This is a genomic window from Acinetobacter sp. 797_lipA, from assembly GCF_058243025.1.
Genome location: NZ_JBZAYQ010000001.1, coordinates 3,472,091 through 3,492,444, shown reverse-complemented (window position 1 = coordinate 3,492,444; position 20,354 = coordinate 3,472,091). Strand labels below are relative to the sequence as shown.

Below are 20,354 nucleotides of genomic sequence, written 5' to 3'. Positions count from 1 at the left end.
ATATTTTTATTTAATAATGGCAGCGTCAATATTCAGCTTGTTCGGAATGAGTTTTTGTTGATAGAAAGCATCTGCAACGTACTGCTGTTTTTTTGCGACTTCGGCTGAAATGGGTTGAACGCCAAAGCCCATACGGCCAATCGAGCTTTGTAAAATGTCTAAAGACAAGCCTGTCGGTTTTTCTAACAATTGGGCTGCCTGTTGTTGATTTTGTTCGACCCACTGTGTGGTGGTGTTGAGTTCATTGACGACCGTTTTTAAAACTTCTGGATGGGTTTCGGCAAACTTACGATCGGCCAAATAGAACTGATGATTACTGACTAAGTTTTCTCCGGTAGCAATCACACGTGCTGAGATTTGGTGTTCAGCGGCAGCAAAGAAGGGATCCCAAATGACCCAAGCATCAACTGCACCACGTTCAAATGCGGCACGTGCATCCGATGGCGGAAGATACACCGCTTCAATATCAGAAAGTTTCAGGTTATTTGCTTCTAACAGTTTGAGTAGCAGGTAATGCACATTTGAACCTTTGTTGAGTGCAATCCGTTTGCCTTTTAAATCTTGGATGCTTTGAATCTTTGAGTCTTTTTGTACGATCAGTGCTTCTGCTTTAGGTGCAGCAGGTTGGTTGGCAATGTAAACCAAGTTCGAATTTGCAGCTTGTGCGAAAATTGGAGGTGCTTCCCCCGCTTCCCCAAAGACTACACTGCCGACATTTAAACCTTCGAGGAGCTGTGGACCTGCAGGAAACTCGACCCATTTGACTTGGACATTTTGTGCTTTAAGCGCCGTTTCTAAAGTGCCACGCTCTTTGACGATGGGCAAAATGCCATATTTTTGAAAGCCAATATTGAGTGTGACGGTCTCAGCTTCTTTTTTCCCACATCCAGATAACATCATGGCACTCACGACTGCTGCAGAAAGAACGCTTGTTTTGATCCAGAACTGTGCTCGAGAAGTGCTCATGTGTTTCATAACTCCAAATAAATAAGGTGAGTGAGTTGGTGAACACATACGCTAATGGGCATTTCTTTTCAGAAAAAATAAGAAATCGGGCTTTAGACATGAAAAAAAAAGATAAAAACAAAAGTGCAAAACTTATGCAAAAAACAGCAATATAAAAAACATAAAATATAAAATTTATTGAGGTTAACTTATTGATATTTATTGTTTAAAAGGTATTTTTATTATTTGGAATAAGCTTAGTGTTTCACGCAATATAGCTTTGAGCGATTTTTGCGGTGTTTTCTAGATAAAGATATGAGAAATAAAGATATCCATAATCCTGCAAAAGCCACTTAAAGTGGCTTTTTAAAGACGAGCGAGTTGCGCTGATAGTTGTATAAGGCTTGGCGTGCATTGGGAAGTTCATCGACATTGGCCGTTTCAAAGCCATGTTCTAAGAACCAATGTGCAGTACGTGTGGTCAGTACAAACAACTGTTGAATGCCCATACTGCGGGCTTTACCTTCGAGATAATGCAAAATTTGGCTGCCGCGATTTGATTTGCGATAGCTAGGATCGACTGCGACACAGGCAATTTCGGCACTGCGGATTTCACCCTCTGCCGCTGGCAGTGGGTAGAGCGCAGCACAGGCCAAGATCATGCCATCACGTTCAATTACCGCAAATTGCCCAATTTCGTTTTCGAGACGTTCACGTGAGCGATAAACCAAAATGCCTTCTTCTTCAAGTGGGCGTAATAGGTTAATCAGCCCGCCGACATCTTGAATGTTGGCCATACGGACTTCTTCATAATGGGCATCGGTAATCATGGTACCCGAACCATCACGCGTGAAGAGCTCCTCAACCAAGGCACCATCATAAGCATAGGAAATCAGATGGACGCGATGTACGCCGTGCGTCGAGGCTTTTTTGGCACCGCGTAAATGTACCGCAATGTCTGGATTCGAATCTTGGTATTTCTCAATTTGTGCATCGAGCTTGTGTGGCGAAATTTCGCGTTGCAACTGACCATGTTCATTGAGCAGACCATGCTGTCTGCCCAAGAAAATCAGTTTGTCCGCTTTAAGATGAATCGCCGTGCGGGTCGCTACTTCTTCTGCCAGTAGGTTGAACACTTCGCCTGTGGTGGAATAGCCAGTTGGCCCGAGCAGCACAATATTGTGATTATCCAAATGGCGTTGAATGGCGTCGGTATCGACCGTACGGACTTCGCCGGTTAACTGAAAATCAACCCCATCGCGAATACCATAGGGCTTGGCTGTGACAAAATTCCCTGAAACTACATCAATGCGTGCGCCGTACATCGGTGAGTTGGCCAGTCCCATCGACAGTAAGGCTTCAATTTGCAAACGAATTGAGCCTACCGCATTCATCACGCAACTTAGTGATTCTCGCGTGGTCACGCGGCGATGTTGATGAAATGGCGTTTGTATCTGGCTTTGTTTTAAGTTGTGGTTGATTTGCGGTCGTGCTCCATGCACCAAGATCAGACGAATACCGAGTGAATGCAGTAAGGCAATATCGTGAATAATATGTTGAAAGTTATCATGCTGAACGGCTTCACCATCGAACATAATCACAAAGGTTTTATTACGGTGAGCATTGATATAAGGCGCAGAATGTCGAAACCAATGCACATACTGCAAAGTTGTACTGTGATGTGTTTCGATCGAATTCGTTTGCATGCCTGTCTCAAAATGAACTACTTAGCATGATTTTAATCAAAAAATGCAGAAGAGGAAGTGTTAAATAGAAAAACACCTGAAGCAATGTTCAGGTGTTCGATCGGTTTTGCGACACCAGCCAGAATTAACCGATAATACGTAGGATACGGTTATTGCGTTCATTGACTAAAACATAGTCACCATTGACCTTATACCATTGTTGGTAGCGTCCAGTGTTGGGTAGGCGACGTGCTTCGCGGTCACTGACATGGTAACGCGATGAGTCATAGCCTCGTGGCAAGGTTTGACCTGAGCGCCAGTCACGGCTTGGGTTAACACGTTTGTTTTGGTAGCGATTGTCATTGTCCCAACGACGGTCATCGCGATGATCCCAGCGCGAGTCATGAGCATGCGCGCGGTCATAGTATTGTGGTGCTGCCATTGCAGATGTGGCCATGAGCGCGCCTAAAGAGAGTGTGATTGCAGTCAGAATTTTTTTCATTGCTTTCGTCCAGTATGAGTCTTGTTTCGATCATTCAAAATTAGCGAATAACTCTAGAGAAAGCGTGAGGGCTATTTAGGTGAATTGTGAAATGTATGAAGAGACTGAGGAGATGGTTGTTTTTCTGCAATGCTTGCAAACAAAAGCTTTGGCACATAAAAAACCTGAAACAACGCCTTCCATGCTGTGCCTGACTGTGGTCTCTTAAGAGGAGTATGCAGTCGTACTAAAGCGGGTGAAAGGGTGTTGATTCAGGTCTCAAGAATAATGTCGAGTAGTTATACAAAATGAAGCGCAGATTAAAGCCCCATAATGCGCAGAATATTGTTGCTGTCTGCGTCGACTAAGATGTAGTCATTGTTGATTTTGTACCACTGCTGGTTTCTGTTTGGCTTTGGAAGATTATGGTCTTTATATTCGACTTTATAGCCGTTACCACGGTAATGCTGTGGCATGACATAACCTTGTTGCCATTTATGCTGTTGTAAACGTTTGACACCGCGCTCTTCGCGCATACGTCGACGATCTTGCTGATCGTCATTACCTGAATCGCGAAAGTCACGTCCGCGTGGCTCATTGCCATAGCGTGGATGATCGTGGTCAAACTGAGGGGCAGCAGTACTGAGACTGCTTGCCATCAAAGCACTGAAAGAGATTGCCAATACTGTCAAAATCTTTTTCATGTTGAATCCTCATTAAGGTAATTTCATTCTTTCCTATAATGTACGAAAAAAATGCAGAGAAACTGTGAAGATGAATTGGGTATTTATTAACAAATGCAGAGATATTAAGAAGATTATGCCCAATTCTAAGCCTGAATTAAATCATCAATTGCGCCAAAGGCCAAAGCAAACAGTCGGTATCTTCTGATTTTTGACTCATTTTGAGGGCTCAGATCTCCCTTTGTCAAAGAACGCATATAGTCAAACTACTTTATTGTCCATACAAGATTATAAAAAAACTATAAATAATTCATAGGCTTATTTGTAGTAATTTTATAGTGATTTAACTATAGTGCATTATTTAATTCCACTGCTGCGTTAGATGTTGTAATGAACGGATTGAATGAACCACTGCTTCAGCTTGTTTGGCATCCTCCAAAGCACAAATCAGGCTTTCGGGTAGTTGTAAATTATGGATATGACGAATGGTGTCATGTTTACGTTGCAAATCAGCCATGCTGCATCCTTATTTTCAATTCTTGATCAATCAGAATGATAAATAGGAAACATTGATCTTAAAAACCGAATATTTTTATTAAAATAATTTAAAAATACGATTTAAAATATCCAACTAGCCAAGCTGAGTTTTCAACTTGGCTGATTCGGCTTAACTAACTGTGCGAAATTCTCCATCTATAATCTGTGATTTAGATTGTGATGGATAGCACGACTTTTCGTTATTCAGGTCTTTCTTGATTTTTTATATATTCCCGAATTACATCAATTGTAGCCCCGCCTGTTGTAAGTAGACAGTATGCTCTCGTCCAAAGTACAGGCTTCCAATAATACGGTTTTAGTTCTTCCTCAAATTCTTTGCGTATCAGTCGGCTTGACACTGTTTTTAGATTGTTAATGAATTTGCTTGGCATGATATTCGGGTGCATTTCTAGTAGTAAATGAATGTGGTCAGCTTCACCATTAAACTCAAGCAAGTCAATTTCCCAATCGGCACAGTTCTTTTTTACGATTTCTTCAAGCCGATTGAGCATTTCATTTGAAAGGCATTTCTTGCGATATTTTGTCACTAACACTAAATGATATGTGAGCTTATAAACACAGTGATAATGTGATTTCATTATATTTACACTAAGTAATTAATTTGTTAAATTATAACCATGAAACAACCTTTTTTGAAAGCGTATAAATATCGCATCTATCCAAATTCTCAACAGAAAGTGCAGTTTGAAAAGCACTTCGGATGCACTCGCTTTATTTTCAATTGGGCTTTAGCTCTTCAAACCAAAGTTCATTCAGAAACTCAAAAATTATTATCAAAAAAGGATATTCAAGACCAATTGGTTGCAATGAAGAAGCAACCTGAATTTGAATGGTTGAATGAAGTAAACAGTCAATCACTTCTTAGTGGATTACTTCACCTGCATACTGCTTATAACAATTTTTTTCAGCGATTGAAGAAAGGCAAGATTGAATTCAGGAAAATTAAAGGCTACAAGCCAAAACCTGATGAAAAACGCCCATTGAGTCATATTGTTGGCTATCCACGGTTCAAATCCAAGAAAGTACCTCAACGGTCTTATCAATGCCCTCAGCACGCAACGGTGAGCTTTGAGCATGGTTTACTACATGTACCTAAAATTAAAGGGATAAAAACTGTATTTAGTCGGACATTTGATGGGAAAATTAAAACTGTCACCATTAGCAAAACAGCAACAGGTAAGTATTATGCTTCTATCTTAGTTGAGTCTGAGTTAGAGCTTGTTGCACCAACAACAGTTCAACCCGATCAAACTATTGGAATTGATATGGGTTTGAATCACATGCTCATTCAATCTAATGGTGATAAAGTTGAAAATCCAAGACACTTACGGCAGGCTCAAAAACGCTTAGCCATACAACAAAAGATATTTGCCCGAAAACAGAAAGAATCTAAGAATTATCAGCGTCAAAAGTTAAGTGTTGCATTCATCCATGAAAAAGTGCGTTTGCAACGCTTAGACCTACATCATAAACTAACGCATCACTTGATCTGTGAAAACCAAGCGACCACGTATGCAGTAGAAGATTTAGGAATTAAAAACATGGTAAGGAATCGAAAATTAGCGAAGTCTATTTCAGATGTAGCTTGGGGTCAATTTCTTACGATATTGCAATACAAGGCAAAATGGTTTGGCAAGAATATTCTACAAATTGGAAGATTTGTTCCAAGTTCAAAAACTTGTTCTTGCTGTGGCTATAAGATGGAAAAGTTACCGCTAAGAGTCAGATTGTTTGAATGTCCAAATTGCAATTTGGTTGAAGATCGTGATGTGAATGCGAGTATAAATATCCGTAATTTCGCTTTAGCTGATGCACTAGGGCTTCGTGCTGTGTAAAGAGTTCCTATGCCACAATACTAGTCAGCGCAAGTGTGGCATCGAAAGGTGTAATCAATTTGATTGCATAGGTCGCACAAATTCCCCCACCATAACTCTTAGTTTGGTGGTGGGAGTATGTCAATAGGCGTAGTTGAGGTCGGTATAATCAGTCAATGATTTCTGTACATGCGCTTGGATAAATTCACGTACATCGGCTGCAGTCATCGGTTCACCATTTTTGCTGATGGCATGCTCAATGTCGGGCTGACCGTCAATTTTGATGCGATAAACAAAGCTTTTCTTTGCTTTATATTGTTCATCATTCTTAGCAATGACCGTGACGTAGTGATAGCTATGTTCAAAGTTCAAGTCGGTATGGGCAAAAACAAACTGGTCGAAAAGTTTAAGTGTGGCGCCATTTTCCAGGGCTTGAAGTTCCTCCACAATACTGGCTTCAAACTTCATTCCATATTTTTCTGAAATCGGCTGTTGGTCAATCAACAGGCTAACCATACCATCTTCAGTGGGTTGTACAGTGATGTTGCTCAAGTCCGTCATGGCATATGCTTCAAAAATGGAGTTGGACATCAGTATCCGCAAAAATTGAAAAAAGACAACCTTTTCTGAACTTGAGATCATGTTGCAGATGACTAAGCTTCAGTTTGACGCATAAAAAAAGGAAGCCGAAGCTTCCTCTTAAGTGACACATTTTAGTCTTGTGCATCAATACTTTGACCATTCATATGCAAACTGTCATCGCCCATCAAGTAAAGATAGGCAGGCATGATATTTTCAGGCGTTGGCAATGTTTTTGGATCTTCATTGGGATAGGCTTTTGCACGCATTGCAGTGCGGGTCGCCCCTGGATTGATACAGTTAAAGCGGATATTCGGTGAGGTATTTTCTTTGGCAAACAGTTGGCTGACCGCTTCAATCGCGATCTTAGACACCGAATATGCGCCCCAACGTTCACGCGTTTCACGTCCGACACCTGAGCTGGCAAAAACTACGGAGGCATGCTCAGATTTTTTCAGAAGTGGCATTAGCTCTTGAGTCATAACGAATGGCGCACGCAAGTTGACGGCCATGACATCATCCCAGACATCGACAGGATAATTTTCCAGTTCGGTGCGCTCACCCAAAATGCCCGCATTATGCAAAATGCCATCTAAGCGCCCAAATTGGCGCTCTAAAGTGTCAACCAATAATTCATAATCACGAGGAGAGGCGCTCGACAGCTGCAAGGGTAAAATTGCAGGTTGCGGCGCACCTAAGCCTTCAATTTCATCATAAATGACTTCGAGCTTATTTAAGGTACGCCCATGCAACACCACAGTTGCGCCGTGTAGGGCATAACTTAATGCAGCAGCACGACCAATACCATCGCCCGCACCTGTAATTAAGATGATGCGATCTTTGAGCAGATCGGGGCGAGGTTGATATTCTGAATATTTCATCATTACCTCCTCGTTATTTTGATTTTTTAATTGTGATCAAGTCAGTGAATTGGACGGTGTAGTTTGACTCACGAGAGACTGAATAACATCGTCCAATTCAGCCACAGTCTTCACTATACAATCTGCTTGCCACGCTGTTAAGTCATCTTTGTGCGCGAATGGTAAATAACCATAAGCCGCCAAAATGGTATACATCTGCGCATTACGACCCGCATCGATGTCACGTGGATGATCGCCAACATAGATACAGTCTTCAGGCGCAATCGCGATGTGCTTGGCTGCCAAATACATTGGTTCAGGATCAGGCTTGGTTTTGCTGACATCCTCTGGGCAGACCAAAACAGCGCAGCGTTTTGTCAAATCCAGCGCGTCTAATAATGCTTCACTGAGCCAACGTGGTTTATTGGTGACAATGCCCCATGGAATTTCTTGGTTTTCAAGTTTTTCAAGTAGCGGATACATGCCAGTAAATAGGTCGGTATCTACCGCAATATCCGCCCCATAGGTGTCTAAAAAACGCTGACGATGTGCCAGAAAAATTGGGTCTTCGACTTCCAGTTCTGGATAAACCAATTTCACCATAGCCCGTGCGCCTTCAGAGACTTGGCTACGGATCAGGTCTGCATCGACCACAGCGACGCCTTTTTCACGGCACATGTCTTGAATAATGCGAATAAAGTCGGCGGCAGTGTCGATCAGTGTGCCGTCAAGGTCGAATAAGACGGCTTTCATGCAGCACCTTCTTTTACGGTATAGACCATGTAATTGACATCGACATTTGGCGCTAACCAATAGCGTTTGGTCAATGGATTGTAATGTAAACCCGTCATGTCTTTCAGTTTGAGCCCTGCGCCGCGAATATCATGTGCCAGTTCTGAGGGCTTAATGAATTTTTGATAATCGTGGGTGCCTTTGGCTAACATGCGCAGTACATATTCAGCGCCAATAATAGCAAACAGGTAGGCTTTGGGATTACGGTTAATGGTGGAGAAGAATACATGACCACCTGGTTTCACCAGTTTATGGCAGGCTTCAATGATTGAGGCTGGATTGGGTACGTGTTCCAACATTTCCATGCAGGTCACGACATCGTATTGTCCTGCTTGTTCTTCTGCGAGCTGCTCCACTGGAATTTGGCGATATTCAATATGCTCAACACCTTCTTGTTCTGCATGTAAACGTGCCACATTCAGCGGAGCTTCGCCCATATCAATGCCGAGCACATCTGCACCACGACGTGCCATACTTTCAGCTAAAATTCCGCCACCACAGCCGACATCAAGAACTTTTTTCCCATTGAGTCCACCTGCATGTTCATCAATCCAGTTTAAGCGTAGTGGGTTGATCATATGTAAAGGGCGGAACTCCGAGTGCTGATCCCACCATATGGCAGCAAATGCTTCAAATTTGGCAATTTCTTGTGGATCAACATTCAGTTGCGACATCGTCGGCACCTCAATTTAAGTCATGATATTTAAAACGTTCAATAGGGCTTAGTGTAGCGTTTATTCTAGAAAAAGCGATAAAAGCCTGAAAAAAGTTCACAGAATGAAAACGAATTTGGCATATTTGATTTATAGTATTTGCATAAACTTATCATAATGATTTTGAGGACAATAAGTTCAATGAAAAAACTCCTTTTGAGTGGCTTAGCAACCGCTGTTTTCGCTATTTCCGGTAGCGCATTGGCTGCAAATTTTGTGGCAGGTCAGGACTATATCGTCGTACCAACACCTGTACAGGTGGAAGTGCCAGGAAAAATTGAAGTCCGCGAATTCTTTTGGTATGGCTGTGGTCACTGTTTTAAACTTGAACCGCATATGCAGACTTGGTTGAAAAAACTACCGAAAGATGTGCGTTTCGTGCGTACGCCAGCAGCCATGAATCCAGTGTGGGAGCAAGCGGCGCGAGCTTATTATGTGTCTGAGGCCTTGGGTGTACGTAAAAAGACCCACTTGACTTTATTCCATGCCATTCATGATCAAAATCAACCGATTCTAGAGCAACCTGCTTTAGCCAAGTTCTATACTCAGTTTGGTATTCCAGAAGCGAAATTTAACAGTACTTATAAATCATTTGCCATTACTTCAAAAATTGCCCAAGCACAAGATTTGGCCAAGCGTTATCAACTCAGTGGCGTACCCGCTGTGACGGTGAATGGTAAATATATTGTGCAAGGTGAAGATGCTAAAGTGACTCAAGTCGTGGATTACTTGATTGAAAAAGAACGTGCTGCAAAATAAGCTGAATCTGTTTTAAGTCCTTATTCAGTTAAAAAAGCCTGCTGATGCAGGCTTTCTTATGGGTTAACGATGTTTATTGCGCGGCTGATGCAGGCTGCAATAAATCCTCATAAAGCAGCTCAATTTTTCTTAAGGTTTTTAAGCGCCATAGTTGATGACGAGCTTCGGCTTCATGTCCATTAAAGGCCAAGAGTTTGGCAAATTTGATCAAATCATAGGGAATCGGGTAGTTCAGCACCATTTCCTCATAGTCACGAATTTGCTCAGGGCTGACTTTGCTGTATGGATTTAACTGAATCCATTCAATGCGGCGTTTAAACTCCGACAGCAGTAAAATGTGATCTTGATTGGTGAACTTTTCAGGGGTGTGTTCATAACGAGAAGCTTGATTCAGCTTTGGTACCATCAACTCATAGTCACGAATAATCAGTGCGACCAAGACCACACAGACAGTAAATGTGATCGGCATGGCAAAGCTCGGTAAAGTCCACGTTTTCACTTTTTGCTGAGATTGAATAATGCCTAGAATTAACCCGAGTGGTAGCAAGAAATAGGCATAGAACAATGGAAATTCGAGCATACCGTGAATCAGTAAAGCACCGACCATCAGAAGGCCAATCACAGATTCGAGCGATGTCGCATGCTTTTGCAGTTGATAGCCCCAATAGCTGAGATAGGCAAAAAATGGAATCGCAATCACTAATCCATTCCACAACATAAAGTCGAGAATGAAGTTGTGCGCACTTTTCACCCAAACGGGGCCTTGGAACTGATCACTGATTAGGGTGTAAGCCACACTGGTTTGATGCCAACCATAGCCAAACCAAGGTCGCTCAGCAATGGCATGGAGCATCTGTTGCCAAATGGCAAGACGCGACATATCGCCCGTTGCTCGCGCAACCGCATCACGGGTTTGGGTCACTTCGACATTAGACAGCTGAGCCAACAGGTGATTGAGCTGTGGAATAAACGCAGTAAATGCAATGAACAACGCAAACCATGCGAGGGCACTATACCACTTCAGTTGAACCGCACCCTTGTACTGTTGATAGAGTAAATAGAGTAGTACACAAATGCTTGCGACCCATGATGTACGGGACTGGCTCAGTGCCACTGCAAATAACATCAATGCGGCACTGACGCATAGCAGAATCGAGTTGAGTTTTTTCTTTTCAAATAGGTAAAGTGTGCCGAGTAAGGACAGAATCAGAAAGCTCGCCATATTGTTCGGCTGAGCAAAGTTGGCATAAGGACGATCGCCTTTTAAAGCGGTCATGCCAAGAATGTACTGTTCAATATTGAGCCATTGGCAAGTGGCGATGAGCGCTGTTACCAGACCGACCGACCAAAATACACTACACAGACCACTAAATAATTGCTCACGTTCCAAGGGTTTTTGGCTCAGGTTAAAACCTAAAACCATACTCAGCCAGAATGCAAAGATATATAAGCCACACATCAGCGCTTTGCTGAAAAAGAACAGCTCGCCAAAACCGTACTGAATGAAGGGCACGAGGCTCAACAGCAATAGCGGCAGACTCACTTTCGGGAGCAAGAGTTTTTCTTTTAAAAATACGGCAGAGAGTGCAAATAAAGATAAAAATGCAAACAATTCACCTGTATAGGTGACCCAAGGGCGATAATGAATGGGCAATAGCCATGCCAAGGCAATACAGACACTCGCCGCTAAAAAAAGAAAAAAACGCATAGGAGCTACAGATGAAAAAACTGGCTCTATGATAGTGAAAAAGCATCCAAGTTTGAGTAAAGCGCATTAAAAATTTTGTAATACACCAAAATTGCGTCTGCGAACGGCTTAATGCAAAGTCGGATTGGCGTGTTTGGTTTGAGCAGATGGTCGTTGCCAATTGGAGATTCCACGGAACATGAGTTGAATCTGCACGATGGTTTGTAGTTTAAATGCAGCCTGCTGCTGTTGGAGTTTCTCGAGAGCTACATCTCGACTCAAACCAATCCAGCGCATGGCCCAGTTAAAGGAGGCATCCATTAAAATATTGGCCAATACTTTGAGGTCTTCGCTGTCATGAATATGTTGCATGCTTTCAATACGGGTTAATTCATGGGCGAAGTCATCGATTAAAAAGGCAATTTCTCGCTCAACGGCAGCACGGATCAAGGTTGAACCACCCCAACGTTCTCCAATCAAGAAAATCCACTGTTCAGGATGTTGCTCTACAGCATGAAAAAATAGATCTAAACTGTGCTCAATCGTAGCATGTGGACCATAAACATAGCTTTGCCCCAATTGGGTTAACATGCTTTTGATGTGGAGCGCTGCTTGATCGACCAGTTCAAGTCCTAACTCATCCAAATCATTAAAGTGGCGATAAAAAGCGGTCGGTACTAAACCCACTTGGCGAGTGACTTCACGGAGACTAATGCGAGCAAAGGAACGTCCGGAGGTGCTGAGTTGTAATGCAGCATTCAGCAAAGCTTGGCGGCTTTGTTGTTTACGTTCTTCCCGAATCGACATAGATGATTGCCTCAGCCTCTTTTAAGCTTCAGTTTAACAAAGAATATGGATGGGTAGGGAAACAGGCGATCAATTACAAATGCAATGCAGTCAGACAAATGCTTTGGATCTGCTTCTGCTATACTATGCGCCAACCTATTTAGTCAGATGAAGGGCGTATTATGCGTATCGACCAACGAACATTAGATCAATTACGTGATGTCACCATTACTCGTAACTACACACGTTATGCGGAAGGTTCGGTATTGGTTGAGTTTGGTCATACCAAAGTTCTTTGTACGGCAAGTATTGATAACTCCGTACCACGCTTTTTAAAAGGCAAGGGTCAGGGCTGGGTAACCGCTGAATATGGCATGTTGCCACGTTCGACGCATACCCGTAGTGACCGTGAGGCTGCGCGTGGTAAGCAAAGTGGTCGTACGCAAGAAATCCAACGTTTGATTGGCCGTAGTCTACGTGCCATGGTGGATTTAAAAAAACTCGGTGAAAACACCATCACCATCGACTGTGATGTGATTCAGGCAGATGGCGGTACACGTACTGCTGCGATCACTGGTGCTGCCGTGGCCCTGATTGATGCGATGAACACATTGCTTGAGAAAAAGAAAATTAAGCAAGATCCATTAAAAGGCTTAGTGGCTGCAATTTCAGTCGGTATTTTCCAAGATGAAGTACTTTTAGACTTGTGCTATGAAGAAGACTCAAACTGCCAAACGGATTTAAACGTGGTGATGACCCAAGCTGGTGAATTTATTGAAATTCAAGGCACGGCAGAAGATAAACCATTTACCCGTGTACAGTGCAATGCCATGTTAGAAATGGCAGAAAAGGGCATTCAAGAATTGGTGAAAAAACAACAGCAAGCACTGGGCTGGTAAGTTTTAACCCAATAAAAAACGCACTTGAGAGTGCGTTTTTTATTGTGTGTCGTTTGAATGCGAAATATTGGAATTAAGCATTAAAACGCATAGAAAGGTCAACTGCTTTGACATCTTTGGTCAATACACCCATCGAAATATAATCCACGCCTGTGCTTGCGACTTCGCGCAAGTTGGCAATGGTGATATTCCCTGACGCTTCCAATTTACACCGTCCTGCAACATGCTTGACCGCATCAATCATTTGTTGCTGGCTAAAGTTGTCTAACATCACGATTTCCGCTTGGGCTTCCAATGCTTGGTCTAATTCCGCCCAGGTTTCAACTTCGACTTCGACAGGTTTGCCTGGGGCAATTTGATGCGCTTTGGCAATAGCTTGAGCAATGCCGCCTGCCGCCATGATGTGATTTTCTTTAATTAAAAAAGCATCGAATAAACCTAAACGATGGTTTTGACCGCCGCCGACCGCGACAGCATATTTTTGGGCAATACGCAGACCCGGCAGGGTTTTACGGGTATCCAGCAACTTGGTGTTTAAGCCATCCAGTTGTTTGACATATTCCGCCGTTTTGGTTGCTACAGCAGATAGTGTTTGTACAAAGTTGAGTGCAGGGCGTTCAATCGTAAGTAAGCTGCGTGCTGAACCCGCCAGTTTGAAAATGGTGTCATTGGCAAGAACCAGATCGCCATCGTTTTTTAGCCAGGTGATTTGTACACTTGGATCAAAAGCTGCAATTAATGCATTGACCCAAGGTTGACCTGCAAGAATCATGTCTTCACGGCTAATAATGGTCGCAGTCGCTTGTTCATCTTCAGGTGTCAAAAGTGCCGTAATGTCACCATCACCGATGTCTTCTTGTAATGCCTGTTGAATATTCAGTTGAATAGATTGTTCAAGCAGTTGCTGCGATATGCTCATCCGATTGTCCGTATCTTTATAGAAGCCATGAAAATTGTGCAATATATTAGCATTTTTCCTGAAAAAGGCGTGAAAATTTCAGAATCAAACGCTGATCAATTTGAGAAATGACGGGGAAAGATTTAGCATGAGAGACATTAAAAAGATTGCCCAAAGGGCGCAATGGGTTTGAGGAATAAAAATATGCAGGTCATTCCGTCGTTTCAAGTGCACGCAGGGCAACTGCTAGGAGCGAGACAAATTCCATCGCCTAATTTTAATGCACGTCCTGCTGATACTGAGATTCAACTGATTGTCATCCATAATATCAGTTTGCCTCCCTCACAGATTGGTGGCGGTTATATTGAACAATTTTTTCAAAATCAATTGGATTGGTCAGTACATCCGTATTTTCAAACCATTCAAGGCATGCAAGTTTCAGCGCATTTACTGATTTTAAGAAGTGGTGAAGTCTTACAATTTGTCAATTTTAACGACCGTGCATGGCATGCAGGGCGTTCAAGCTATTTGGCCAAGAAAGAGTGTAATGATTATTCGATTGGCATTGAGCTTGAGGGCAGTGATGACTTGCCTTTTGAAGATGCCCAATATGAAACATTGGTACACGTGACGGCTTGTTTACAACAGGCCTATCCTCAAATTCAACAGCATTTGGCAGGACATTCCGATATTGCGCCAGGACGTAAGACCGACCCAGGCACATTTTTTGATTGGTTAGACTATCGAAATCGTTTGCAGCAGTTAAAAAGTCAATGAATTGAGAGTCAACAACAACATTAAACAATCAAATATTCGCTGAAGTTTCATTACAATAGCGGCAAATGAAAAACTAGGTGGATACGATGGCGCTGTGGCGGTCAACCGTAATTGTAAGTGCAATGACCATGCTTTCTCGGGTCTTGGGTTTGGTACGAGACATTGTCTTACTGAATGTCTTTGGTGCGGGGAAAGATTTCGATACCTTTGTGGTGGCCTTTCGTATCCCGAACTTCTTCCGTCGGCTATTTGCTGAAGGAGCATTCTCACAGGCGTTTATTCCAGTCCTGACCGAATATAAAACTGGGCGTACCCATGCGGAAGTTCAAATTCTGATTAGCCGAGTCTTTGGTTGTTTGATGACCGTTATGACGGCTTTAACCTTCCTCGCTATGGTCGCCGCTCCAGCGGTGCTTTACATCTATGCACCAGGCTTCCATGCCGATCCAGAGAAGTTCGACCTCGCGGTTTCAATGTTCCGCCTCACCATTCCTTATTTATTGTTTATGTCGTTGACGGCATTTGCCAGCAGTATTTTAAATAGTTATGGTTCCTTTGCTTCGCCCGCCTTTTCACCAGTATTGCTGAATGTTGCGATGATTGCGGGGGCATGGTGGCTGACGCCGTATATGGCAGAACCGATTATGGCACTCGGTTGGGCGGTGATTGCTGCGGGTGTATTGCAACTGGCGATCCAAATTCCTGAACTTTGGCATAAAAAGTTACTGATTCCGCCGAAAGTTGATTTTAAACATGAAGGGGTGGATCGCATCATGAAATTGATGCTGCCTGCGCTATTTGGTGTTTCTGTCACGCAAATCAACTTACTCCTGAACACCATTTGGGCTTCGTTTATGCAAGACGGTTCAGTGTCATGGTTGTACAGTGCGGAACGTATGACTGAATTACCTTTGGGCTTGATTGGGGTAGCGATTGGTACGGTGATTTTACCCGCATTGTCGACCCGTCATGCAGAGCAGGATATGTCGAAGTTTCGTGGCATGATGGATTGGGCTGCGAAGGTCATTGTTTTGGTGGGGGTGCCAGCGAGTATCGCGTTGTTTATGTTATCGACCCCCATTATTCAGGCCCTGTTCCAACGCGGTCAATTCACCATTGAAGATACGCAAATGACGGCTTTGGCGCTGCAATGTATGAGTGCTGGGGTGATTTCATTTATGTTGATTAAAGTCTTTGCACCTGGATTTTATGCGCAGCAAGACACCAAAACACCAGTTCGTGTCGGTTTAATGGCCGTTGCCGCAAATGCGATTTTAAACGTGGTGTTTATTGGCTTCTTTAAATTGATTGACTGGCAGGCAGAGCATATGGCTTTGGCTTTAGCTTCTTCGGGCTCTGCTCTGGTGAATGCGGGGATGTTGTATTTCTATCTACACAAGCGCGATATTTTCCGTTTTGGTGCACACTGGAAAAAACTGTTTATCCAGTTTGGTATTTCTAACGCCGTGATGATTGCGGCATTGTGGTATGCATTGACTTGGTATAATGGTGATGTTTCACAATGGATCCGTGTTGCAGAAGTGCTCGGATTGTGTGTGGTGGGTGTCGTGGCTTATGCGGTTGGTTTGCTCTTTACTGGGTTTAGACCACGCCATCTCAAACATGAAGCATAAAACAAAGCAGTACTTTATTTGGTGGTGTATCAAAAAGTATGCTAAAAAAAAGCAGGTTGAATTTTGATAAAATAGAGAAATGCAAATAACTCTAGAAATCAAATGTCCAACCTGCCTCAGTGACAGTATAAAGAAAAATGGCATCAAAGTAGATGGGAAACAAAACTACCAATGCAAAGACTGCAAACGTCAGTTTATTGGTGACCATGCTCTGAGCTATCTAGGATGTAATTCTGGCATTACTCGTAAAATATTACAGTTAATGGTCAGAGGCAGCGGTATACGAGATATCGCTGAAGTTGAGCGCATTAGTATCGGTAAAGTCTTACGGACTTTAACTGAATCGGCCTATCAAATTCAGCCTAAACAAAGTCATTATGAATCTCTCGAAGTAGATGAATTCTGGACTTTTGTTGGAAATAAAAATAATAAACAATGGCTTATTTACGCCTACCATCGAGAAACAGGTGAGATTGTTGCTTATGTTTGGGGTAAGAGAGATTTAGCCACAGTCCAAAGGTTGAAGACAAAGCTTAAACAATTAGGTATTCACTACACCCGAATTGCAAGTGATCATTGGGACAGTTTCATCACTGCTTTTAAAAACTGCAAGCAAAGTATTGGTAAGTTGTTTACTGTAGGAATTGAAGGTAATAATTGCAAAATAAGGCATCGAATAAGGCGTGGTTTTAGAAGAAGTTGCAATTTCTCCAAAAAGCTTGAAAACCATTTTAAAGCCTTCGACTTAACCTTCTTTTACATCAATAATGGCTTCATTTAATGTCAGCATACTTTTTAAAACACCACCCTTTATTTTATACTGCAAGCGAAGCGCGTAGCTTAAAAAAGCATGGCTTGATTTAAGAATAGATTGAAATTAATAAAAAGCCTGATCACGAAGATCAGGCTTTTTATTTTGTATATAGTGTCCCGTCCTGAAATAAGTTTACACCTTAAGAGACTTATTTTATGGAACATGCACGAGAACAACGAGTTAAACGTACACAAGGTGATTATAGCTTTGCCTTTAAAATGATGGTGGTACATGAAGTAGAAAAAGGGCAAATTACTTATAAACAAGCTCAGGCAAAATATGGTATTCAAGGAAGATCAACTGTGCTTGTATGGTTACGCAAGCACGGACAACAGGACTGGACTTCGAATATGCCGACTTCTTCTAAACGCCAATTAACACCCCAACAACGAATCCGCCAATTAGAAAAGCAGTTAGCCGCAGAAAAGCTCAAAACTGAATTTATACAGGATGTGATTTATCACATTGATAAAGAATGTGGGACTGATCTTGGAAAAAAGTATACCGAGCACGTTTCAAAGATTGGCAAAGCCAAAGAGGACTAAGCGTTTCACGTTATTGTCAGTGGTTGGGAATCACCCGACAAGCTTATTATCAAGCAGAAAAACGTGCTCAAATGACTGCACAAGCAACTGAACAAATACTTGAGTTGGTTATGGAATATCGTTGTCTCATGCCAAGTATCGGAACACGTAAGTTGTATTGGCTTATTAAAGGCAAATTGTTGCAGCGTGGTTTAAAGTGTGGACGGGATCAGTTATTTAAAATATTGAAAGAGCATAATTTATTGATTCGCCCCAAGCGTCGCTATACAAAAACTACGGATAGCAAGCATTGGATGAAGAAGCATCCAAATTTATTAAAGGATTATTCAGCAGTGCAAGCCAACGAAGTCTTTGTCAGTGATATTACCTATGTTGAGAGTGCTGAAGGCGTACATTATTTATCCTTAGTGACAGATGCTTATACCCGCCAGATTAAAGGTTATAAGTTATCGAATGATATGCGTGCGGAGAATGTTGTGCAGGCTCTACATATGGCGATGCAGCATGTGACGGATCGAGCGACAAGGATGATTCATCATTCGGACAGAGGCTCACAGTATTGCTCTGAGCTATATCAATCGGCATTACGCCATTATGGGATATGTCCTTCCATGACAGATGGATACCTTGCGAAACAGTGTTTCTCATATCAAAATGCATTAGCAGAGCGGATTAATGGAATATTAAAGCAGGAGTTTTTAACTACACGATGTCAAACCATGAAGGAGTTAGATCACTTAATTGCGGAATCTATCATGATTTATAATTGCTATAGACCACATTTAAGTTTAAATATGAACACCCCGAATCAGACGTATGAGCAAACTAAAACCGAGCTAATTGCTTAACTCGGTTTGAAGTGGAATACTGTCAATCTATTTCAGGACAAGACATAGCATTACCTTTGCATTGCTACCTTATTTTGGCAACACTTCAATCAGTTCCACATCAAAAATCAAGGTGCTATTCGGTTCAATCACATCACCTGAACCAATTTGGCCATAGCCCAGTTTAGCGGGAATAAAGAAGCGATATTTTGCGCCTTCTTTCATTAGCTGTAAGCCTTCAGTCCAACCTTGAATCACTTGGCTGACTTGAAACTCCGCAGGCTGTTGACGTGCAATCGAGCTGTCAAAAACAGTTTGATCAATCAGACGCCCTTCATAGTGAACTTTGACTTTGCTGTTGGCCTTAGGTGACTTGCCTTGGCCTTGTTGTAAAACCATATACTGCAAGCCTGAAGCCGTAGTTTTTACATCTGCTTTTTTCGCATTTTCAGCTAAAAAGGCTGCACCAATTTTGGCATTTTTATCTGCCAGTTGTTTCACTTCTAATAACTGTTTTGCCTCGGCTTGGCGTTTATATTGGGTCAATACACGCGCCATGTCTTCATCACTTAATGACGCAGCTTGGCCTTTAGATGCTTCACGTAACCCTTGCACAAAAGCATCGAGATCGAGATCTTGAATTGATTCGGCATTGCTACGACCCATGAGATAGCCAAAGCTATAACCGACTTGTTGGTTGATGCTGCTTTTATTGTTAATCGGCGCTGCAAAAACAGGTGTAGAAAGTAACAAGCCGCAGAGTAATGTTGTTTGAATTTTCATATCGTATTCTCAATAAAAAGAGGAGAGCAAAAGCTCTCCTTTGATTGACTGGTCTTATTTTACTTTGATCAGTTCAACATCAAAAATAAGCGTGCTGTTGGCTGGGATCATGCCAGGTACACCTTGTGGGCCGTAACCTAAGTTCGAAGGAATGTAGAGTGTCGCTTTCCCACCTTCTTTCATGAGTTGTAGACCTTCCGTCCACCCTGGAATCACTTGGTTTAAAGGGAACTCAATCGGTTCGCCACGTTCAAGTGAACTATCAAAGACTTTACCATCGACCAGTTGGCCTTTGTAATGCACGGTCACGACAGAGCTGGCAGTGGGTTGCTTGCCTGTGCCTTCTTGCGTAATTTTGTACTGTAAGCCTGACGCTGTGGTTTTCACCCCAGGTTTTTTCGCATTTTCAGTTAAGAAGCTGTCACTGGTTGTTTGTGCTTGCTTCGCATCATTGGCCTGTTTTTGCTGCATTTCTTGTTGGAACTGCTCATAGGCTTGTTTTAATTCTTCTTCGCTATAGGCGGGTTGGCTACGGGCATGACCTGCACGGACACCGGTTACAAAACTGTTAATATCGAGTTCTGGTGGAGTTTGATGAGCAACCTCATAACCCAGTGCATAGCTAATTTTTTCTACGGCAGATGCATTTTTTGAAACTTGGGCTTCGGCTGAAGCTGGGTGTTGAGATGCATAATAAACGGGAACAAGTGCAGCACCGCCTAGAATAACAGCTACAGCAATGGGTAAGGCTTTACTCATGTGAAATTTTTCCTAATTCTATTACATTCAAAAAGTTTTTTAGCATCTTAGCAGACTTCATGAATGACGTGTTTTG

The 20,354-nt window shown here is 42.4% G+C and carries 22 protein-coding genes; 7 read left to right on the top strand and 15 right to left on the bottom strand.

Annotated elements, in window-relative coordinates:
• Positions 1–6: 6 nt before the first annotated feature.
• From AC4CU2_RS17160 to tnpA, 6 genes are all read right to left on the bottom strand, one after another.
• The gene (locus tag AC4CU2_RS17160) at positions 7–966 is read right to left on the bottom strand and encodes a sulfonate ABC transporter substrate-binding protein (RefSeq protein WP_279746233.1); all 960 of its coding nucleotides are present in this window, start codon (positions 964–966) and stop codon (positions 7–9) included.
• Positions 967–1,298: 332 nt separating this feature from the next.
• The gene (argA, locus tag AC4CU2_RS17155) at positions 1,299–2,651 is read right to left on the bottom strand and encodes an amino-acid N-acetyltransferase (protein ID WP_490769174.1); all 1,353 of its coding nucleotides are present in this window, start codon (positions 2,649–2,651) and stop codon (positions 1,299–1,301) included.
• 124 nt (positions 2,652–2,775) lie between these two features.
• Complete coding sequence (locus tag AC4CU2_RS17150) at positions 2,776–3,132, bottom strand: RcnB family protein (protein WP_004684182.1); 357 nt, start codon at positions 3,130–3,132, stop codon at positions 2,776–2,778.
• A 299-nt stretch (positions 3,133–3,431) separates the two neighbouring features.
• Complete coding sequence (locus tag AC4CU2_RS17145) at positions 3,432–3,815, bottom strand: RcnB family protein (RefSeq protein WP_004684183.1); 384 nt, start codon at positions 3,813–3,815, stop codon at positions 3,432–3,434.
• Positions 3,816–4,155: 340 nt separating this feature from the next.
• Positions 4,156–4,311, bottom strand: coding sequence for a hypothetical protein (locus AC4CU2_RS17140; protein ID WP_004684184.1), 156 nt, complete (start codon positions 4,309–4,311; stop codon positions 4,156–4,158).
• Between the two features lie 220 nt (positions 4,312–4,531).
• The gene (tnpA, locus tag AC4CU2_RS17135; RefSeq protein WP_004684186.1) at positions 4,532–4,930 is read right to left on the bottom strand and encodes an IS200/IS605 family transposase; all 399 of its coding nucleotides are present in this window, start codon (positions 4,928–4,930) and stop codon (positions 4,532–4,534) included.
• A gap of 39 nt (positions 4,931–4,969) precedes the next feature.
• Here tnpA and AC4CU2_RS17130 point away from each other — a divergent pair, with 39 nt between their 5' ends.
• Positions 4,970–6,187 (top strand): RNA-guided endonuclease TnpB family protein, encoded by a 1,218-nt coding sequence (locus AC4CU2_RS17130; protein WP_279731493.1) that lies wholly within the window; start codon positions 4,970–4,972, stop codon positions 6,185–6,187.
• Positions 6,188–6,307: 120 nt separating this feature from the next.
• On the opposite strand, the gene AC4CU2_RS17125 is transcribed toward AC4CU2_RS17130, so the two are convergent.
• The 4 genes from AC4CU2_RS17125 to ubiG form a co-directional block, all read right to left on the bottom strand.
• On the bottom strand, positions 6,308–6,727 hold the full coding sequence (locus AC4CU2_RS17125; RefSeq protein WP_026056511.1) for a hypothetical protein: 420 nt from the start codon (positions 6,725–6,727) through the stop codon (positions 6,308–6,310).
• Positions 6,728–6,879: 152 nt separating this feature from the next.
• Positions 6,880–7,626: a YciK family oxidoreductase gene (locus tag AC4CU2_RS17120; protein WP_004684190.1), complete on the bottom strand. Its 747-nt coding sequence runs from the start codon at positions 7,624–7,626 to the stop codon at positions 6,880–6,882.
• 36 nt (positions 7,627–7,662) lie between these two features.
• Positions 7,663–8,358 (bottom strand): HAD family hydrolase, encoded by a 696-nt coding sequence (locus AC4CU2_RS17115; protein ID WP_490769173.1) that lies wholly within the window; start codon positions 8,356–8,358, stop codon positions 7,663–7,665.
• Positions 8,355–9,071, bottom strand: coding sequence for a bifunctional 2-polyprenyl-6-hydroxyphenol methylase/3-demethylubiquinol 3-O-methyltransferase UbiG (gene ubiG, locus AC4CU2_RS17110; protein WP_004684193.1), 717 nt, complete (start codon positions 9,069–9,071; stop codon positions 8,355–8,357). The genes AC4CU2_RS17115 and ubiG overlap by 4 nt, the downstream gene beginning before the upstream one ends.
• 180 nt (positions 9,072–9,251) lie before the next feature.
• On the opposite strand from ubiG, the gene AC4CU2_RS17105 reads away from it, so the two are divergent.
• On the top strand, positions 9,252–9,869 hold the full coding sequence (locus tag AC4CU2_RS17105; protein WP_004684194.1) for a thiol:disulfide interchange protein DsbA/DsbL: 618 nt from the start codon (positions 9,252–9,254) through the stop codon (positions 9,867–9,869).
• Positions 9,870–9,942: 73 nt separating this feature from the next.
• On the opposite strand, the gene AC4CU2_RS17100 is transcribed toward AC4CU2_RS17105, so the two are convergent.
• Together AC4CU2_RS17100 and AC4CU2_RS17095 are read right to left on the bottom strand one after the other, a co-directional pair.
• Positions 9,943–11,577 carry an O-antigen ligase family protein gene (locus AC4CU2_RS17100; RefSeq protein ID WP_490769172.1) on the bottom strand — a complete coding sequence of 545 codons (1,635 nt, stop codon included), beginning with the start codon at positions 11,575–11,577 and terminating at the stop codon, positions 9,943–9,945.
• Between the two features lie 108 nt (positions 11,578–11,685).
• Positions 11,686–12,363: a TetR family transcriptional regulator gene (locus tag AC4CU2_RS17095; RefSeq protein WP_125274542.1), complete on the bottom strand. Its 678-nt coding sequence runs from the start codon at positions 12,361–12,363 to the stop codon at positions 11,686–11,688.
• Positions 12,364–12,524: 161 nt separating this feature from the next.
• Here AC4CU2_RS17095 and rph point away from each other — a divergent pair, with 161 nt between their 5' ends.
• Positions 12,525–13,241: a ribonuclease PH gene (rph, locus tag AC4CU2_RS17090; RefSeq protein WP_004684198.1), complete on the top strand. Its 717-nt coding sequence runs from the start codon at positions 12,525–12,527 to the stop codon at positions 13,239–13,241.
• A 73-nt stretch (positions 13,242–13,314) separates the two neighbouring features.
• Here the strand turns inward: rph and nadC are convergent, their stop codons facing one another.
• Positions 13,315–14,160, bottom strand: a complete 846-nt coding sequence (nadC, locus tag AC4CU2_RS17085; protein WP_125274541.1) for a carboxylating nicotinate-nucleotide diphosphorylase — start codon at positions 14,158–14,160, stop codon at positions 13,315–13,317.
• Between the two features lie 183 nt (positions 14,161–14,343).
• Between nadC and ampD the strand changes: the two genes are divergently transcribed.
• From ampD to AC4CU2_RS17065, 4 genes are all read left to right on the top strand, one after another.
• Positions 14,344–14,916, top strand: a complete 573-nt coding sequence (gene ampD, locus AC4CU2_RS17080) for a 1,6-anhydro-N-acetylmuramyl-L-alanine amidase AmpD (protein ID WP_490769171.1) — start codon at positions 14,344–14,346, stop codon at positions 14,914–14,916.
• 77 nt (positions 14,917–14,993) lie between these two features.
• The gene (gene murJ / locus AC4CU2_RS17075) at positions 14,994–16,550 is read left to right on the top strand and encodes a murein biosynthesis integral membrane protein MurJ (protein WP_490769170.1); all 1,557 of its coding nucleotides are present in this window, start codon (positions 14,994–14,996) and stop codon (positions 16,548–16,550) included.
• Positions 16,551–16,629: 79 nt separating this feature from the next.
• Positions 16,630–17,331, top strand: a complete 702-nt coding sequence (locus tag AC4CU2_RS17070; protein WP_005005861.1) for an IS1 family transposase — start codon at positions 16,630–16,632, stop codon at positions 17,329–17,331.
• Between the two features lie 188 nt (positions 17,332–17,519).
• Positions 17,520–18,757 (top strand): IS3 family transposase gene (locus tag AC4CU2_RS17065; protein ID WP_490769169.1). Its coding sequence is split into 2 segments (ribosomal slippage): positions 17,520–17,856 and positions 17,856–18,757, totalling 1,239 coding nucleotides; the frame shifts between segments, so codons are not numbered across the junction.
• A gap of 69 nt (positions 18,758–18,826) precedes the next feature.
• Here AC4CU2_RS17065 and bamJ (AC4CU2_RS17060) read toward each other — a convergent pair.
• The gene (gene bamJ / locus AC4CU2_RS17060; RefSeq protein ID WP_005401609.1) at positions 18,827–19,519 is read right to left on the bottom strand and encodes a BamJ family beta-barrel-assembly machinery protein; all 693 of its coding nucleotides are present in this window, start codon (positions 19,517–19,519) and stop codon (positions 18,827–18,829) included.
• A 54-nt stretch (positions 19,520–19,573) separates the two neighbouring features.
• Positions 19,574–20,278 carry a BamJ family beta-barrel-assembly machinery protein gene (bamJ, locus tag AC4CU2_RS17055; protein WP_058952446.1) on the bottom strand — a complete coding sequence of 235 codons (705 nt, stop codon included), beginning with the start codon at positions 20,276–20,278 and terminating at the stop codon, positions 19,574–19,576.
• Positions 20,279–20,354 lie beyond the last annotated feature (76 nt).

Excerpts from the sequence above, each read along its gene's own strand:
- argA (WP_490769174.1), bottom strand. The coding sequence starts at position 2,651 with ATGCAAACGAATTCGATCGAAACACATCACAGTACAACTTTGCAGTAT.
- rph (WP_004684198.1), top strand. The coding sequence starts at position 12,525 with ATGCGTATCGACCAACGAACATTAGATCAATTACGTGATGTCACCATT.
- ubiG (WP_004684193.1), bottom strand. The coding sequence starts at position 9,071 with ATGTCGCAACTGAATGTTGATCCACAAGAAATTGCCAAATTTGAAGCA.
- AC4CU2_RS17070 (WP_005005861.1), top strand. The coding sequence starts at position 16,630 with ATGCAAATAACTCTAGAAATCAAATGTCCAACCTGCCTCAGTGACAGT.
- AC4CU2_RS17145 (WP_004684183.1), bottom strand. The coding sequence starts at position 3,815 with ATGAAAAAGATTTTGACAGTATTGGCAATCTCTTTCAGTGCTTTGATG.
- AC4CU2_RS17100 (WP_490769172.1), bottom strand. The coding sequence starts at position 11,577 with ATGCGTTTTTTTCTTTTTTTAGCGGCGAGTGTCTGTATTGCCTTGGCA.
- AC4CU2_RS17150 (WP_004684182.1), bottom strand. The coding sequence starts at position 3,132 with ATGAAAAAAATTCTGACTGCAATCACACTCTCTTTAGGCGCGCTCATG.
- tnpA (WP_004684186.1), bottom strand. The coding sequence starts at position 4,930 with ATGAAATCACATTATCACTGTGTTTATAAGCTCACATATCATTTAGTG.
- ampD (WP_490769171.1), top strand. The coding sequence starts at position 14,344 with ATGCAGGTCATTCCGTCGTTTCAAGTGCACGCAGGGCAACTGCTAGGA.
- AC4CU2_RS17115 (WP_490769173.1), bottom strand. The coding sequence starts at position 8,358 with ATGAAAGCCGTCTTATTCGACCTTGACGGCACACTGATCGACACTGCC.
- bamJ (WP_058952446.1), bottom strand. The coding sequence starts at position 20,278 with ATGAGTAAAGCCTTACCCATTGCTGTAGCTGTTATTCTAGGCGGTGCT.
- AC4CU2_RS17160 (WP_279746233.1), bottom strand. The coding sequence starts at position 966 with ATGAGCACTTCTCGAGCACAGTTCTGGATCAAAACAAGCGTTCTTTCT.
- AC4CU2_RS17125 (WP_026056511.1), bottom strand. The coding sequence starts at position 6,727 with ATGACGGACTTGAGCAACATCACTGTACAACCCACTGAAGATGGTATG.
- bamJ (WP_005401609.1), bottom strand. The coding sequence starts at position 19,519 with ATGAAAATTCAAACAACATTACTCTGCGGCTTGTTACTTTCTACACCT.
- AC4CU2_RS17095 (WP_125274542.1), bottom strand. The coding sequence starts at position 12,363 with ATGTCGATTCGGGAAGAACGTAAACAACAAAGCCGCCAAGCTTTGCTG.
- AC4CU2_RS17130 (WP_279731493.1), top strand. The coding sequence starts at position 4,970 with ATGAAACAACCTTTTTTGAAAGCGTATAAATATCGCATCTATCCAAAT.
- nadC (WP_125274541.1), bottom strand. The coding sequence starts at position 14,160 with ATGAGCATATCGCAGCAACTGCTTGAACAATCTATTCAACTGAATATT.
- AC4CU2_RS17105 (WP_004684194.1), top strand. The coding sequence starts at position 9,252 with ATGAAAAAACTCCTTTTGAGTGGCTTAGCAACCGCTGTTTTCGCTATT.
- AC4CU2_RS17140 (WP_004684184.1), bottom strand. The coding sequence starts at position 4,311 with ATGGCTGATTTGCAACGTAAACATGACACCATTCGTCATATCCATAAT.
- AC4CU2_RS17120 (WP_004684190.1), bottom strand. The coding sequence starts at position 7,626 with ATGAAATATTCAGAATATCAACCTCGCCCCGATCTGCTCAAAGATCGC.